Here is a 16,670-nt window from a genome sequence, read left to right on the forward strand (position 1 = left end):
TTATTTTGACTCAAACCAATTCCCCCCTGCCAGAGCAGGAAGAGCAGATCGTTGAAGCAGGCGTACACAACTTTAGCAAAGAAGACGAATGGGTAAAGCCGGAAGATCCAATGTTGCTGGAGCGGCTGGAGTGGTTCAAAGATCAGAAGCTCGGTTTGATGATGCACTGGGGGCCATACTCGCAGCTCGGCTTGGTGGAATCATGGGCGCTGAGTGATGAGGATGGCGACTGGTCACGGGATGATGTGGACTGGACGGACGATATGGAGGACTTCAAGCGTGAATATTTTGACCTGAACAAAACCTTCAATCCGATCCGGTTCCAGCCCGAGGAATGGGCACAGATGGCCGCCGACAACGGCTTCAAATACTTCCTGTTTACGACCAAGCACCATGACGGTTTCTGCATGTGGGATACCAAAACAACCGATTACCGGATTACAGGCAAAGATACGCCGTTTCACACGCACAAATATGCCGATATCTGCCGTACGCTATTCGACGCGTTCCGAGCGAAGGGACTTGGCATCTCGGCGTACTTTTCCAAAGCAGACTGGCACACCCCTTATTACTGGGCACCGGGCATGGAGCGTGGACGGCATATGTGGCGCGGGCCTTCCTATGATCCACACAAGTATCCATGGATGTGGGAAAAGTTCGTGGAGTTCACCCATGAGCAGATCATGGAATTGCTGACGAATTACGGACGGATCGAGTGTTTGTGGCTTGATGCAGGCTGGGTACGTGAAGGCCGCCACGGTCAGGATATTCGGCTTGGCGAAGTGGTCGAGCGGGCGAGAAAGAGCACGCAGCCTTGGCTTCTGTCCGCAGATCGCACCGTAGGCGGGCCGTATGAAAACATCGTCACCCCGGAGCAGACGATCCCCGAGCATCCGATGAATATCCCGTGGGAGAGCTGTATTACCGTCGGGCACTCCTTTGCTTTTGGCTTTGATGATCAGTATAAATCAGGCCGGCAGCTTGCACATATTTTGCTCGAGGTGGTATCCAAAGGCGGGAATCTGGCACTGAATGTCGGGCCGCAGCCGGACGGACGTCTACCTAAAGGGGCAATTCGAGGCATCCAGGGACTCGGCGAATGGCTGAACACACACGGCGAGGGCATTTATGGCACCCGCATTTGCGCACCGTTTTACACGAAGGAGTGGGCATTCACACAGAAAGAAGACGTACACACCGTCTATGCCTTCCGCATGTATCGCAACGAGAGCGAGACCCCGGAAGAGCGACTCATCATTCCTTATGTGGAAAAGGTAGAGCGTATTGAACTCATCGGTACGAATGACGTACTTTCGTTTCAGCAGACCGAAGAAGGGCTGCTCGTGGAGTTGCCACGATCCGCTACAAGCAACCAAGCACCGATCACTCATACATTTAGATTGATCACCAAATCATAAAAATGCATGTCAATTCCGGGGGAGATATCAGGGCCTCCGGAATTTTATTTTTGTACATATAAACTTACAGAACCCCAAAGAACAGGGCTTTAAACACTTGCTGCACAAGGGTTTTTGGAATAAAGAGAGGTCAGAGAAAATTGCAAATTGATCAAAAAGACCTCGGCAAGGTACTATCAAATTAAGAAAGCGCTACCTGATATGATTGTTAACATTGATTGGATTCAAGGCAACAAATGAGCATCGAAAATGAACGTTTAAGAGATGTGAATGTAATGTATTATTACACTTGAGGCTGAGAAGGAGTGACGCAAATGAGTCGAGGTACAGATAGCATACCTGCGAACATAGAGCTGCAGCAATTACGTCAGACAGCGCCCAAGAAGCAGCATCCGTTTATCAAAAGCTTCAAAAAGCACTGGGAGCTGTACCTGCTTGTGCTACCTCCGGTGTTGTATCTATTGATCTTCAAATACATCCCGATGGTGGGTGTGCAGATTGCCTTTAAAGATTTCAGCGTAGTCAAAGGCATCTGGGGTAGCCCATGGGTGGGGCTCAAACATTTTGAAGCCTTCTTTAATTCCCCGAACTTCTGGCTACTGATCAAGAACACCATTGGCATCAGTTTCTATTCCCTCATTGCAGGTTTCCCTATACCGATCTTGCTCGCCTTGGCACTGAACGAGATTCGAACGGGTTATTTTAAAAAGACCGTACAGATGGTCACGTATGCACCGCATTTTATCTCCACCGTTGTCATGGTATCCATCATCATTCTAATGCTCTCGCCACATGTAGGCGTCGTAGACAAGTTATTTACCTGGTTGGGTTTCCCGATGACTAACTTTATGGGGATTCCCGAATATTTCAAATCAATCTATGTCTGGTCCGGGGTATGGCAGGGCATGGGGTATTCCTCCATTATCTACATCGCGGCCTTGGCGGGAGTTGATCCATCCCTGTACGAAGCGGCCAAGATGGATGGCGCCTCAAGGTTGCGGAAAATCTGGCACATCGACCTTCCCACCCTTGTTCCGGTGACCGTAATCATGTTGATTCTAAGTCTGGGCAGCATTATGGGCGTTGGCTTCGAAAAAATATACCTGATGCAGAATCCGCTGAATACAAGTGCTTCGGAGGTCATCTCCACGTTCGTGTACAAGGTCGGTCTGATCGGAGCGAATTTTAGCTTCTCCGCGGCTGTCGGATTCTTTAACTCCATCATTAACCTGATTCTGCTGGTCATCGTCAATAGCATTTCACGCAAAGTATCCGAGAACAGCTTGTGGTAAAGGAGGAGCATGTCCATGTTTAATCTGATCAATCGGAACCGAATCAAAGATCCCATTGGCGACCGTATTTTCATGACCATCAACTATATCTTTCTGATTGCCATTCTGTTAACGGTGTTCTACCCGCTCTTGTACATTGTCAGTTCCTCATTCAGCTCGTCACGTGCCGTAACATCCGGCCAGGTGTGGCTGTTCCCGGTTGATTTCAACATCAAGGCATACATCTCCATTTTCAAAAGCCAGCAGCTCATGCTCGGGTTTTACAACACGATCATTTACACCGTGGTTGGTACGTTTATCAACGTGGCGCTGACGGTTATGCTAGCCTACCCGCTCTCCCGTAAGTCGTTCTATGGACGGGGAGCGATCATTATCTTCATGATGATTACGATGTTTTTTGACGGGGGTCTGATTCCGACCTACCTGCTGATGAAAGACCTGCATCTGCTGGATACCCGCTGGGCGATGTGGCTGCCCGGAGCGCTTGCCGTGTTCCAGGTCATCGTTGCTCGCACCTTCTTCCAGTCGTCGATCCCCGAGGAGCTTGGTGAAGCTGCCGAGATGGACGGGTGCCGGGATATTCGCTACCTGATCAGCGTGGTGCTGCCGCTCTCCAAACCGATTTTGGCGGTCATGACCCTGATGTACGCAGTAGGCCACTGGAATGCATACTTTGATGCACTCATTTACCTCCGTTCAGAGAAACTGTTCCCATTACAATATGTGCTTCGCAACTTGTTAATTCTGAATGCGGCTGACCCGGCCATGCTTGCGAATACAAGCCAGCAGATGCGAGATCAAGGGTTTGAGCAGGTGCTGAAATATGCGCTGATTGTGGTCGCAAGTATTCCGATTCTGATTATGTATCCTTTTGTGCAAAAACACTTCGTCAAAGGGGTTATGGTGGGTTCACTTAAAGGATAGACGGTAGCCGGTTTATGAAAGGAGGTGGGGGCACACGCCGGCTATATCAACCCAACAGCTTAACCAAAGGTTTGTCGTTATGAATAAAAAGGAGGAGTCAGCTTGAGAAAATCCTGGATTTCAATTTTGTGTCTGATCTTAGCTTCGATAACGATATTATCTGCATGCAGTTCATCTGAAAAAGCGGGTACAGGTAGCGAGGGGAGCGGCGAGAGCGGCGGCCCGGTGACGATGACTTTTTTTGCCCCACAAGGTAAAGCACCGATGGAAGACAATGAATTCACCAAGTTTATCGAAAAAAAGTTCAACGTGACCTTGAAATGGGATCTGGCCCCGACAGACGCTTTGCAGGATCGCAGACAATTGCTGCTAGCCAGCGGGGATTATCCTGAAGTGTTCCTGCACGGCAAATTCACCACTTCGGATCTTCAAACCTATGGTAAACAAGGCGTGTTCCTCCCGCTTCAAGACCTGATCAAGCAATACGGCCCGAACCTCACCAAAGTGATGGAAGAGAAGCCTTATTTCAAGGATGCCATAACGGCACCGGACGGTAACATCTATGCATTGCCTATTTTTAATGAATGTTACCACTGTACGTATGCGCAGAAGTATTGGATCAACCAAGAGTGGCTGGATAAGGTGGGGCTGAAAATGCCAACGACGACGGATGAACTGTATACCGTTCTGAAGGCGTTCAAAACCCAAGACCCGAACGGTAACGGCAAAGCCGACGAGATTCCGCTCACAGGTGCACCGAACAAATATGTGTGGAACGGCAATATTGATGCCTATCTGATGAACAGCTTCATATACAACGATAACGATAAATACCTGATCGTGAACGATGGCAAGGTGAGTTTTGCCGCCAACCAGGAGGGATGGAAGAAAGGGCTGGAGTACATGCACAAGCTGTACGCGGATGGCCTGATCGACCCGGCTTCCTTCACACAGAATGACCAGGCGATTGGTCAACTGGGGAACAAAGAAGGAGATGAAGTGGTTGGTTCCATTACAACGGCACTGGTGAGTTATCTGGTGAATACGTATGACAAAAAAATTACCCGTCACCAGCACTGGGAGATTGTGCCCCCACTCAAAGGACCGGACGGTGTGCAGACGACTGGAGCAACGCAAAGTGTAGGTGAGTTTGAATTTGCCATCACCAACAAAGCGACCGAAGCACAACAGATCGCAGCGATCAAAATTGTAGATTACATGTTCAGTGAAGAGGGTGCGCTCTACGCAGAGTACGGCCCAACGGAAGGAAAGGGCTGGAAGAAAGCAGACCCGGATGAGAAAAACATCAACGGCGAACCTGCCAAATACAGCTATTACAACCTGCCTGAACGTGATCCCAACGTGGTTGTGAACGAGAGCTGGTCACAGATCGGTGCGCATGATTTGTCCAATACGTTCCGTAATCTGTTTGCAGAGGGTCAAGATCCACTGTCTGCTGAAGGATACGGTACAAGGCTTGCTCAAGCGACGAAAGTATATGCTCCATACGCTCCGAAAGAAGTATACCCTGCCAACGTATTTATTCGTCCAGAAGATACCGAGACAGCAGCTCAACTGACCACCGCGATCAAAGATTATGTGCAGACGAATATGGCTCAGTTCATCATTGGTAGCAAGAGCATTGATAAGGACTGGGATTCATACGTCAAAGGTTTCGATGGGCTTGGATTAAGCAATTATCTGGATATTTATCAGCGTGCAATTGAGAAAAAGTGATGCAAAAGGACTGTCCCGCCTGTCACCCGTGACCGGGGCAGTCTTCTCCTATGACAACCCCACGTCATTCGATATAATGAACGCATAATTATGAAAACTTTGTGAACAGAGGCAAGGTGCAAGTGGTTGTCGTCATGCAACATGAAATGGATTGGTGGGGGGCGCGGAGATGAACAACAATTGGTTCAGACGTTTGCTGTTATCGTATTTGCCTATTTTTTTTATTGTGACGACGATTTTATTTTTTATTTTCTTTCAGGTATTCAATGAGCAGAACCGGAGAGAAGCGCTCAAGGCTAATGAATTTTTGGCTTCACAGGTGACACAGTATCTGGATAATTCCTTGCGTTCCATCGATTTCAAGGTACTGCGCGAGATTTTGACCAACTCGAATCTGAAAAATTATTTCTCGGTATCTGGCAGCGAGGATGTCTATGCCGGCATTCAGGCCGTTAAGGTCATCGATGAATTGAAGATAGAATATCCGCTGATCGACTCGGTCTACCTGGTCAGGTACAGCGATAACACCGTTTTTAGCAATGGCAAGGCCGTTCCGATCAACGAATTCCCCGATGCAGCCTTTATTGCAGACAGCCGGACGAAGGATGAGCAGAAGTGGGTCGGCGGACGGTCATTCAAGGCGTTTCCTTCCCAATCGGCGGAGCAGGTCATTACGATTGTGCGGAATGTCGGGAACGGTAGAGGTCTTGTAGTGACCAACGTGGAGTTGAATACGCTGCAAAAGTCCATTATGCAGATGTACGACCCTGAATTTACGTTTGTGAACATCTATAACCGATCCGGGGGGAGTCTGTGGCATGGTGGTACGCCTGATGCTGAGATGCTTGCTTCCAAGCCAGCTTCCGCTTCGGGAGAGGTTTTCTCTGAATTCACGTCCAGCTATAGTGGCTGGAAGGTACAGACGGGGCTAAATAACGGGAAAATCATCAAGTTTACGTTGCAATTTTATAATATCTGGTTTATTTTCGCGGTCGCTGTTGTACTGATTGGAGTTGTATGGGTCGTTTATGTGACGCGTAGAAACTATAAACCGATCCAGCAGATTGTTACCCTGATTCAGACGGTCTCCTCACAGAAACCGTCACCACTGAACTATGGCAAGGAGAATGAATTCCGTTTCATTCATACCACGCTGGAGCGCATGATCGACCAGACGAAGCAATATCAGGAGGAGCATGAAGAGAATCTGATTTTGCAGAAGAAGGTCTTCTTTCAGGAGTTGCTGGAAGGTACACGGGATTACACATGTCATGAGTTATCTGCGGAGATGAGTAAGTTCAAGCTACCGGCATTAGAGCATCGCTGGGCTGTGATGGTAGTGGAGATGGATCGATACGACGTGTTTGTGGATGAGTATCATCAGCAGGATCAAGCTCTCCTGAAATTTGTGCTGTCGAGCATTTTGCAGGAAAGTGCAAGGCAAGAAGGAACCGAGGTATGGGCAGAGTGGGTATCGAGTCAAAGGTTGTATGCCATCCTCTGGTTGCCTGAGACGGAACAGTCCGAAGAGACAGAGCAACGCTTGCTCAGCGGTTATCTGGATCAGGTGGGTCAGTATTTGAATTTTACCGTAACCATTGGTGTGGGCAGGGTTGCTGTGGATATTCGCGGGCTTCGAGCTTCGCTTAAAGAGGCTGTGCATGCCCTGGAGTACAAGGCGGTTCTGGGCACCAATCGGATCATACCATGCGGAGATGTACCGAGTTCAACGAATGACGTGTATGAGTTTCTTAAGACCATCTCCTTGCTCGTGCAGGCGATGCGGCTATCAGACAATGTTTGGGAACAGCATTTTGAACGGCTGTTTAAGCAGATTCGTCAGTCTGTTCTGTCTCGTCAGGAGATTATGAACACGGTTCAGCTGTTGTTCCAGCATTATAATCGTGAATTTGCCGAGCTTCCGCGTGAATATCAGGAGTCATGGGCGGCGATATTTACGCCATTGTTGCCGCGGCTAGAAGGTTGGGAGACGCTGGATGATCTGCGCGAGCTGTGCCTGGAAGGGTTCCGTGAGCTGGCGAAGCAGATGGAGACACTGCAATGCTCTCGTAAACATCGGTCACATATTCTGGAGATTCGCAAATATATCGAAGAGCATTACAACAATCCCGATCTGTCGCTGAATTACCTTAGTGATCTGTTCGATATCAATCCGAAGTATCTGAGCAAGCTTTTCAAAGATGAGATCGGGGAGAAATTCGTGGATCTGCTCATCAGTCACCGGATCGAAAAAGCAAAACAGCTCATGCAACAGACGGACAAAGCCATTCAGGAGATCAGTGAGGAAGTGGGATATACCAATTACAATTCCTTCAACCGCGCTTTTAAAAATGTCGTGGGCATGGCTCCAAGTGACTATCGCAAGGCGATGTAAGCTCCACGTATGACCAACTCACAGGCAGGAGGAGAATGTGCACATGCAAACGCAAACGGGCTATAAAGATGTATCACTTCCCATTCAGGAGCGGGTACGGGATCTGCTCGAACGAATGACTACCGCAGAAAAGATCGGACAGTTGATCCAACCTATGGGGTGGAAAACGTACAAGAAAACGGTAGACGGTACGGTACAGGTAACCGAAGAGTTCGAGGCGGACATGGCGCAGGGTGGTGTCGGCTCGTTGTATGGTGTACTCAGGGCTGATCCATGGACAGAAGTTACTTTGGATACAGGACTGACGCCGCGGCAAGGAGCGGTAGCCACGAATGTGATTCAGCAATATGCCATAGAACATTCCCGGTTAGGCATTCCGATTCTGTTCGGAGAAGAATGTTCCCACGGACATATGGCCATTGGTGCAACGGTCTTTCCTGTGCCGTTAACGGTAGGTAGCACATGGAATACTGATCTATATCGCAGGATGTGCGAGGCGATCGCTGTGGAAACCCGGAGTCAGGGCGGCGCAGCGACGTATTCTCCAGTGCTTGATGTTGTACGTGACCCGAGATGGGGACGAACGGAGGAATGTTTTGCCGAAGATGCTTATCTCATCGGACAGTTTGCCGTAGAAGCCATCTATGGATTGCAGGGGGATCGTCTTGATTCCGCCCGGACGGTGGTAGCAACACTCAAACATTTTGCAGCGTACGGCAGTTCAGAGGGAGGACGCAACGCGGCGCCAGTGCATATGGGAATGCGTGAGTTGCACGAAATCGACTTGCTGCCGTTCAAACAAGCGGTGGAAGCCGGAGCCTGCTCGGTCATGACGGCCTATAACGAGATCGATGGCGTGCCGTGTACATCCAGTACGTACCTGCTGCATGATCTTTTGCGGAAAGAGTGGGGTTTTGACGGATTTGTCATTACCGATTTTGGGGCGATCCAGATGCTGGTGAACGGACACAATACGGCAGAGAATGGAGAGCAAGCCGTGGCCCAGTCCCTGCGGGCAGGTGTAGATATGGAGATGTCAGGATTCATGTACCGCAAACATCTGGCACAAGCTCTCGAACAGGGTTTACTGGAAGAGGCGGTGCTGGATTTGGCGGTGCGGCGGGTGTTGGAGATGAAATTCAAGCTTGGTTTGTTTGAGCAGCCGTATGTTGATCCTGATTTTGCAGAAAAGGTTATTGGGTGTGAGGAACATGTTCGGCTCGCACGGGAGGTGGCACAAGAGGGAATCGTCCTGTTGAAAAATGAAGGCCATGTGCTTCCGCTTGCTACTCAGGGAGCCAAATTGGCTGTGATCGGGCCGAACGCCAACCATATCTATAACCAGCTTGGAGATTATACCTCGCCGCAGCCAAGAGACCAGATTGTGACGGTGCTGGATGGTATCACTCGCAAACTCGGTGGAACCGATTCTGCTCAGGTGCTGTATGCACCCGGATGTCGGGTCAAGGGGGATTCGAGAGAAGGCTTTGCGCAGGCGCTGGCATGTGCGGAGCAGGCCGATGTCATCGTTATGGTGATGGGTGGATCGAGTGCGCGTGATTTTGGCGAAGGTACAATTGATCTGCGAACAGGGGCATCCGTGGTAACCGATGATCCGTGGAATGACATGGAGTGCGGGGAAGGCATAGACCGTTCTTCGTTGAACCTGATGGGTGTGCAGCTAGAACTGGTGCAAGAAATACATAAGCTGGGGAAACCAGTCGTTGTGGTGTATATTAACGGGCGCCCTATTGCCGAACCGTGGATCGACGAGCACATTCCAGCCATTCTGGAAGCATGGTATCCGGGGCAGGAAGGGGGCAATGCCATCGCCGATGTACTGTTTGGGGATGTGAATCCATCGGGGCGACTGACCGTATCCATTCCCAAACATGAAGGTCAGCTTCCCGTGTACTATCATGCGAAACGGACGCGTGGCAAACGGTATTTGGAGATGGATCTAACGCCGCAATATGCTTTCGGGCATGGGCTTAGTTACACGGACTTCAAGTACGACAATGTACGAGTGACACCAGAAGTGATTGGCCCGGACGAGGAGGCACAGGTGCAGGTCGAAGTGACGAATGTGGGTGCTGTGGCAGGCAAAGAGGTCGTACAACTGTACATTAGCGATGTGACGGCTTCCGTTACCCGGGCTGAAATTGCCCTGAAAGGTTTCAGCAAAATCCATCTGGGACCAGGAGAGACTCAAACCGTAACGTTTTCTGTACAAAAGGAACATCTCGCACTGATCGACTCCCGTCTCCAGTCTGTGGTGGAACCGGGTGAATTCAAGCTGATGGTTGGACGCAGCTCTGCGGACTGGACGGCTTGCAGTCTGCATGTACAACAGGTGGAGGTGAAGGTATGATCCGAATGCAGAGGTTTATCGAAGACTTGAAGCAGAAGCAGTGGCTGGAAGTCGTTGAGCTTCCCGAGTGGCAGATGCAGCGAGCCCGATATATTCGGCCGGGAGAATACGAGTATGAGCAAGAATATGCACATGAGCAGGGATATGCGTATGGTCAGGAGCGCGCATCTGAACAGGAAGGGCACGAGGAGATCCAGCATTCCCTGAATCCGTTGAACAGCACGCACGGAACGACGTATTTTCTGAGCAAAAGAGTGCAGATTCCTGAGACGTGGCAGGGTGAGGCTATCGGATTCATTTTTGAAGCGGGTGGGGAAGGGTTGATGAAGGTCAACGGTGTTCCGTATCACGGTCTGGATCGTAATCATACCTTCGTACCTCTCCCAAGAGAACGTGTGGGAATCTCGCCACAGCTGGAGATCGAGCTGTATGACCCCATCCCTGAACCGCATGATCCCTTGAATCGGCAAGCGGTAATTCAGCCCCCGATTCAGGGGATACGAGCGGCGCTGGTGCATGTGAATCAACCGTTGCAGAGCCTGATGTACAGCATAATGGTACTTTCAGAATCGCTGCAGGCTTTACCGGAGAAGGATTTGAAACGCACAACATGGGTTCGGGCTGTCCATCAGGTGATGGATGAGATGCACCATGATCCGGGACGCTGGCAGGATGGTGTATGGCTGCATGAGCTGGAGCAGAGAATCGTCCAGACCGTGGAGCGGCAAGATCCGGAGCAGCATCGAAGCGGGTTTATGCATCTGGTTGGACAGTCTCATATTGATGTGGCTTGGCTCTGGCCTGTGCGGGAAACCGTGCGCAAATCGAGCCGAACGTTCTCTACGATGTGTACGCTTATGGACACATACCCGGATTTTGTGTACTCCCAGAGCCAGCCTCAACTATATGCTTTTGTTAAGGAGCATTATCCCGAGCTGTATGAAAGGGTGAAGGCACGAATTGCCGAAGGGCGCTGGGAACTGGTCGGTGGCATGTGGGTGGAGCCGGATCTGAATATCCCAAGTGGCGAGTCCCTGGTGCGGCAGATTTTGTACGGACAGCAGTTCTATCAGTCGGAGTTTGGCAAACGTTCGAACATTGAATGGCTGCCGGATACGTTTGGATATTGTGCTTCACTGCCTCAGATTCTGAGGCTTGCCGACATTCCTTATTTTATGACGACCAAACTAAACTGGAATGATACGAATGTGTTCCCGTATGATCTGTTCGACTGGGTGGGGATTGACGGTACCTCCGTGCTGTCTTACCTGAATCATGGTGTAAACGAACATACACGTCCCAAAGATGTGCATGAACACTGGCAGTCCTACAAGCAAAAAGACGTTCATGCAGAGCAGATGTTGCTTTATGGACACGGCGATGGTGGCGGCGGTGTGACGAACGAAATGGTGGAGTTTGCGGAGCGTTCTCACCTGATGGCAGGGCAACCGATCAGTCAATTCAGCACGGCGAGCGCCTTTTTTGAAGGGATTGCAGCGAGTAAGCCAACACTGCCGAAGTGGCATGGTGATCTGTATCTGGAGCTGCATCGCGGCACATATACAACCCATGCGCGGAATAAACGCAGCAACCGCAAGGCCGAGGTGCTCTATCGCGAAGCAGAAATCTGGAGCCAGTGGGATCAGAATCGCGTCCGTATGTTGGATCGCAAGGAAGTGCTTGATGAAGGCTGGAAGCTGATCATGTTGAATCAGTTCCATGATATTATTCCAGGTACGTCGATTCCCGAAGTGTATGTAACTTCTGCTGAGGAGTATACGAAGGTGTTTGCGCTTGGTGACGACGTGCTACAGGTGTCACTCGATGCGCTCACGGATAACATTGCAACAAATGAAGTATCAGGTAAGCCTTACGTTGTATTCAACAGTCTTGGCTGGGAGCGGAGTGAAGTGATCTGTATCGCAGGGGATACGGATTGGGATGGCTTGGCGGCGTATGATCGCTATGGAAATCGTTTGATTAGCGAGGTAGAGCGGGAAGAGCAAGAAAATAGGGTTAGATTGCATGTTCTTGTTCCTTCGATTCCTGCCTTTGGGTATATCACCATATGGTTGCGCGAGACAAAAGAAGAAGTAGAACGATATTCAAAAGAAGAAATAGCGGTAACTGTAGAACAGGGAGCGGATAGCGCATTAGGAGCAACAGGTGAGGGCGACATTCCAGTAGGGAAAAGAACAACAAATGCAGATCTAGAAGTGAGTTCAACGATCCCAAAGGAAACTAAGCTTGAGCAGATACCTGCATGTTGGGAAACCGAGTTCTATTTGCTCGAATTCAACGACTTGGGTGAGATCACAAGATGGTATGACAAGACGGTAGAGCGTGAATGGTTGAGGCCAGGCGACCAAGCGAATGAGTGGCAGTTTTTCCACGACAAACCGACGTATTGGGATGCATGGGATATAGACCCAAGGTTCGAATCTCAGCGGGCAGGTGCCGTGCAGCTGATCTCCAGAGAGATTGTGCAGCGCGGATCTGTGCAGGATGTACTGCGTTTCCGCTGGAAGCTGAATGAATCCGAGATTAGCCAGGATGTAATTTTGTTTCATCATCAGCGACGCGTTGATTTTAAAACTCGGGTAGACTGGAATGAAAGTCACAAGCTGCTCAAGGTGGCGTTTCCAGCAGATTTGGTGGCGGCTAAAGCAACCTATGAGATTCCGTTTGGTGCCTTAGAGCGGGCAACGCATAACAATACAAGTTGGGAACGGGCGCAGTTTGAGGTGTGCGGGCATCGCTGGGCTGATCTCTCGGAGGGCAATAGTGGTATCAGTTTGTTGAACGATTGCAAGTATGGCTACGACATTAAGGATCGCACGATTCGTCTTTCACTTTTGCGAGCACCAAAATGGCCTGATGTACATGCCGATCAAGGACAGCATGCATTCACATATTCGGTACTGCCACATGCAGGAGACTGGCGTCAGGCAAATGTGGTGCAACGTGCGATGGAACTGAATCATCCGGTCCAGGTGATTGCACCTACACCACATGGGGGCGATAAATCCTCAGAACATAGCTGGCTTCAGTTCCACAGTGAACATGTTATTTTGGATACGATTAAGGCATCGGAAGATGGAACGGGAACGGTACTGCGTTTCTACGAATCAAGCGGAGGCCGGGAAACGGTACAGGTGCAGTGGAATGAGCAAAATGTGAGTGCATCAATGATTAATTTGCTGGAAGATGAGCTTGCGCCACTCACTTGCGAGGGTGGAGCTTTTGAACTGACTTTTAAACCCTATGAAATCAAGTCGGTAAAACTTGTGCCATCAAGTTGATACGATATAAGTTGAACTATTCATTTACACTATAACGGAGAGGACAGAAAAAACCTGAAAAAGCGAAGCTACAAGCTTTCTGTAAGAAAGCTGCATCGGAAGCATAGGCTTCGCCTTTATCACCGGATTTTCCCCTTTGGAAAAGGGAATCAAAAAAATCTGGGGATAACAGCGATTGGAAGGTTATTCTGTCATCGGAGTGTTCCGTGTAAAAAACCTTTAGTTCAACTTATATAGCTTGATTTTTGAATTCACGGATGCACGATGGATTGAAACGTCAAAGAGCAGCATAACTCATCTAATCTCATGGGAGGTACGACATGAAATTAACCAATAAGATCGGTGTAATCGTAGACAGTTTTGGCGTAGGTGTAAGGGAAGGGCTGTTGAAAGCCAAAGATGCAGGGGCAGAAGGGGTACAGATCTACGCGGTGAAGGGGGAGATGGACCCGGAAAATCTGTCGCTAGCGGCTCGTAAAGAGCTTCGTAGTTATATAGATGGTCTCGGTCTTGAGATCTCGGCATTGGTTGGTGATCTGGGCGGTCACGGCTTTCAGGTCAAGGAAGACAATGCTTGGAAAGTGGAAAAATCTAAACGAATTGTTGACCTGGCCCTTGATCTGGGCACAAATATTGTGACCACACATATCGGTATTGTTCCACATGATCCTTCTTCCGAAGTATACGAAACACTGCACGCTGCCTGTGAAGAACTGGGACAGTACGCCAAAAGTGTCGGAGCCTACTTTGCGATCGAGACGGGGCCGGAAACGGCTGCTGATCTGAAAAGTTTCTTGGATACCCTCTCCACGAACGGGGTATCCGTAAACTTTGACCCGGCAAACATGGTGATGGTGACAGGAGATGATCCGGTACAGGGTGTGAAGCTACTCAAGGATTATATCGTGCATACGCATGTGAAGGATGGCTTGCGTCTGAAAGAGGTCGATCCACGGGACGTGTACGGTGCGGTGGGTTATGCTCCGATGGATCATGGGAAAATTGCCGAAATGGTAGCTTCCGGCGCCTTTTTCCGCGAAGTGCCGCTGGGCGAGGGAGCTGTTGATTTTAATGCTTATTTTGCCGCGCTGCATGAGATTGGCTATACAGGGTATCTGACCATTGAGCGCGAAGTGGGAGACCAACCGGAAGTGGATATTCGCAAAGCCGTGCAGTTCATCAAACAATATCGATAGGAGTGGAGCAGATGAAGGTAGGTCTGAGCACGTACAGTTTGTTGAATGATCTGAATTCAGGAGCCATGACGGTGCTGGATGTAATCGACTGGATTGCAGCGAACGGCGGCGAGCACATGGAGATGGTTCCCTACGGATACACGGTGGAGGATAATCATGAACTGGCGGATGCGATTCGGGAGCGCGCCGAAGCAGCTGGGATTGAACTGTCGAACTATTCTATGCCAGCCAACTTTGTGCAGGAGACGGAAGAGGCTTTTGAAGAAGAGATGGCCCGGGTCAAAAGACATGTGGATGTCGCACACCGGATGGGTGTCAGGCATCTGCGCCACGACGTTACTTCATTCAGGCTACCCAAGGAGAGCACGACCATTGCCTGGTTTGAACAGCATCTGCCGCTGATGGTTAGGGGAAGCCAGGTCATTGCCGATTATGCTGCACAGTACGGGATAATTACAACGATTGAGAATCATGGATTCAGTGTGCAGGCTAGTGATCGGGTTCAGCGAGTATTGCATGCCGTAGATCGGCCGAATTTTAAAACAACGCTGGATATTGGCAACTTCATGTGTGTAGACGAAAACCCGATTATCGGTGTGATGAAAAATCTGCCGTACGCTTCGCTCATTCATTTCAAAGACTTCTACTTCCGTCCGTATGACGAGCATCCGGGGGAAGGGGAGTGGTTTACCACAACTTATGGTAACTTCCTGCGCGGTGCGATCGTGGGTCAAGGTGATATCCCCATCCGTAAAATCGTCAAGCTGATCAAAGATTCCGGTTACGATGGCAACATAACGGTGGAGTTCGAAGGCATGGAGGAATGCAAAGCCGCTTCCAAAATCGCCATGGATAATCTGCGTCGTTTCTGGGATGAAGCATAGAGGGAATATTAATAGTGATTTGGTATAGGGCCGCGTTTTCGTGGCTCTTTTTGTCATATACAGCATATGAACTAGGAGATCATTTTGTAGTGCCATAAAGAGGAATAAGTGACGATAATCACAAGTATGCTATACTGAATGTACGCAGCCTGAAAATAACTGGCTATGGATAGGAGAGATCGTGAATCTATGCAGGTATTTGAGGACTGGAACCAAAAGGTAAAGAAGACGTTCAACGCAACGAATCCCGAAGTGGTATTGACGGTAACTGAGGCGGGCAGCCTGCTAGGGCTGAGTAAAGACCAGATGAAGTTATACGTGGATAAAAACAAACTCACCAAAGTACCTATTATGAGAAGTGTGCATCGATATCTTTTGTTAAAAAGTGAAATCGATCGCATTGTGCAGGCGCAATAATTGAGTAGGAAAAAGGCAAGCAGTCTTAGTTGACCGGGGTAATAACTGAATAGAACATTTATAGCCATTTTACCGGGCATTACTCGGGAGAGTGGCTTTTTTCTTGAATAGAGAGGGGGAGTCAGGCATGCTCGGCAGGTTATCATCAGGTTTATATCGGTATGTAAACTGGAAATGGGTTGTCGTTGCGACCATTGTCTTTGGGTGTTTTATCGCATTCGTTCTACCTTGGCAGGCAGAAAAGTCAAAGGAGGCAACAGGCGGCGGAGAGTCACCGGATTCGTCGTTTCTATACAGCGCCGATGATTTGTATCGGATGGCTGAGCACTATGGAGAGAGCGGGCGAAGCGCCTATATTCAGGCTAGGTTTACGTTTGATATGATCTGGCCGCTGGTCTATCTGTTCCTGCTCGTCGTTTTGATATCCATGTTGTATCAAATACTTCCAGTCACAAGCCGCTGGCGGTGGATAAATCTGTTGCCCTTTATGGGCTGGGGGATGGATATGCTGGAAAACCTGGGGGCGTCTTTGGTCATGTTCCGGTATCCCGAGCGAACACTTGTGATTGCTGAACTGACTCCTGTATTTACGTTGTTAAAATGGTGTATGATCTACGCCAGTTTTGCCTTTCTTGTACCGGGGATGTTGATCATGGTTGTGCATTACCTTCGCAAGCGTAAGGTTTAAATAGTGAAGTTGAATGAAGTGGAGAATGGGAGAAGAAGATGTTGGG

General features: G+C 49.4%; 11 protein-coding genes. All 11 read left to right on the forward strand.

Going from position 1 to position 16,670, the window contains the following annotated elements:
* Positions 1 to 5 precede the first annotated feature (5 nt).
* The 11 genes from MHI38_RS17455 to MHI38_RS17505 all read left to right on the forward strand — a co-directional run bounded on the left by MHI38_RS17455 (position 6) and on the right by MHI38_RS17505 (position 16,624).
* Positions 6 to 1,418 (forward strand): alpha-L-fucosidase, encoded by a 1,413-nt coding sequence (locus MHI38_RS17455; RefSeq protein ID WP_341181466.1) that lies wholly within the window; start codon positions 6 to 8, stop codon positions 1,416 to 1,418.
* Between the two features lie 314 nt (positions 1,419 to 1,732).
* The gene (locus tag MHI38_RS17460) at positions 1,733 to 2,710 is read left to right on the forward strand and encodes an ABC transporter permease (RefSeq protein ID WP_341181467.1); all 978 of its coding nucleotides are present in this window, start codon (positions 1,733 to 1,735) and stop codon (positions 2,708 to 2,710) included.
* Between the two features lie 15 nt (positions 2,711 to 2,725).
* Entirely contained in the window at positions 2,726 to 3,634 is a 909-nt protein-coding gene (locus MHI38_RS17465) for a carbohydrate ABC transporter permease (protein WP_090924237.1), read from the forward strand.
* 102 nt (positions 3,635 to 3,736) lie between these two features.
* Positions 3,737 to 5,371: an ABC transporter substrate-binding protein gene (locus MHI38_RS17470; RefSeq protein WP_154959873.1), complete on the forward strand. Its 1,635-nt coding sequence runs from the start codon at positions 3,737 to 3,739 to the stop codon at positions 5,369 to 5,371.
* A 169-nt stretch (positions 5,372 to 5,540) separates the two neighbouring features.
* Entirely contained in the window at positions 5,541 to 7,766 is a 2,226-nt protein-coding gene (locus MHI38_RS17475) for a helix-turn-helix domain-containing protein (RefSeq protein ID WP_154891518.1), read from the forward strand.
* A 43-nt stretch (positions 7,767 to 7,809) separates the two neighbouring features.
* Entirely contained in the window at positions 7,810 to 10,137 is a 2,328-nt protein-coding gene (locus MHI38_RS17480; RefSeq protein ID WP_341181468.1) for a glycoside hydrolase family 3 N-terminal domain-containing protein, read from the forward strand.
* Positions 10,134 to 13,439 carry an alpha-mannosidase gene (locus tag MHI38_RS17485; RefSeq protein ID WP_341181469.1) on the forward strand — a complete coding sequence of 1,102 codons (3,306 nt, stop codon included), beginning with the start codon at positions 10,134 to 10,136 and terminating at the stop codon, positions 13,437 to 13,439. The genes MHI38_RS17480 and MHI38_RS17485 overlap by 4 nt, the downstream gene beginning before the upstream one ends.
* A gap of 320 nt (positions 13,440 to 13,759) precedes the next feature.
* A complete protein-coding gene (locus MHI38_RS17490; protein ID WP_341181470.1) occupies positions 13,760 to 14,635 on the forward strand; it encodes a sugar phosphate isomerase/epimerase family protein in 876 nt (291 codons plus the stop codon).
* A gap of 11 nt (positions 14,636 to 14,646) precedes the next feature.
* Positions 14,647 to 15,519, forward strand: coding sequence for a TIM barrel protein (locus MHI38_RS17495; protein WP_154984870.1), 873 nt, complete (start codon positions 14,647 to 14,649; stop codon positions 15,517 to 15,519).
* A gap of 189 nt (positions 15,520 to 15,708) precedes the next feature.
* Entirely contained in the window at positions 15,709 to 15,936 is a 228-nt protein-coding gene (locus tag MHI38_RS17500; RefSeq protein WP_090924231.1) for a DNA-binding protein, read from the forward strand.
* A 127-nt stretch (positions 15,937 to 16,063) separates the two neighbouring features.
* Complete coding sequence (locus MHI38_RS17505) at positions 16,064 to 16,624, forward strand: hypothetical protein (protein WP_341181471.1); 561 nt, start codon at positions 16,064 to 16,066, stop codon at positions 16,622 to 16,624.
* The last annotated feature ends 46 nt before the right edge of the window (positions 16,625 to 16,670 follow it).

The organism is Paenibacillus sp. FSL K6-1558, assembly GCF_038002565.1.
GTDB classification, from domain to species: domain Bacteria; phylum Bacillota; class Bacilli; order Paenibacillales; family Paenibacillaceae; genus Paenibacillus; species Paenibacillus polysaccharolyticus.

Bases quoted from the DNA above. Each gene is read 5' to 3' on its own strand.
- MHI38_RS17460 (WP_341181467.1), top strand. From the start codon at position 1,733: ATGAGTCGAGGTACAGATAGCATACCTGCGAACATAGAGCTGCAGCAA.
- MHI38_RS17490 (WP_341181470.1), top strand. From the start codon at position 13,760: ATGAAATTAACCAATAAGATCGGTGTAATCGTAGACAGTTTTGGCGTA.
- MHI38_RS17480 (WP_341181468.1), top strand. From the start codon at position 7,810: ATGCAAACGCAAACGGGCTATAAAGATGTATCACTTCCCATTCAGGAG.
- MHI38_RS17505 (WP_341181471.1), top strand. From the start codon at position 16,064: ATGCTCGGCAGGTTATCATCAGGTTTATATCGGTATGTAAACTGGAAA.
- MHI38_RS17500 (WP_090924231.1), top strand. From the start codon at position 15,709: ATGCAGGTATTTGAGGACTGGAACCAAAAGGTAAAGAAGACGTTCAAC.
- MHI38_RS17475 (WP_154891518.1), top strand. From the start codon at position 5,541: ATGAACAACAATTGGTTCAGACGTTTGCTGTTATCGTATTTGCCTATT.
- MHI38_RS17465 (WP_090924237.1), top strand. From the start codon at position 2,726: ATGTTTAATCTGATCAATCGGAACCGAATCAAAGATCCCATTGGCGAC.
- MHI38_RS17495 (WP_154984870.1), top strand. From the start codon at position 14,647: ATGAAGGTAGGTCTGAGCACGTACAGTTTGTTGAATGATCTGAATTCA.
- MHI38_RS17485 (WP_341181469.1), top strand. From the start codon at position 10,134: ATGATCCGAATGCAGAGGTTTATCGAAGACTTGAAGCAGAAGCAGTGG.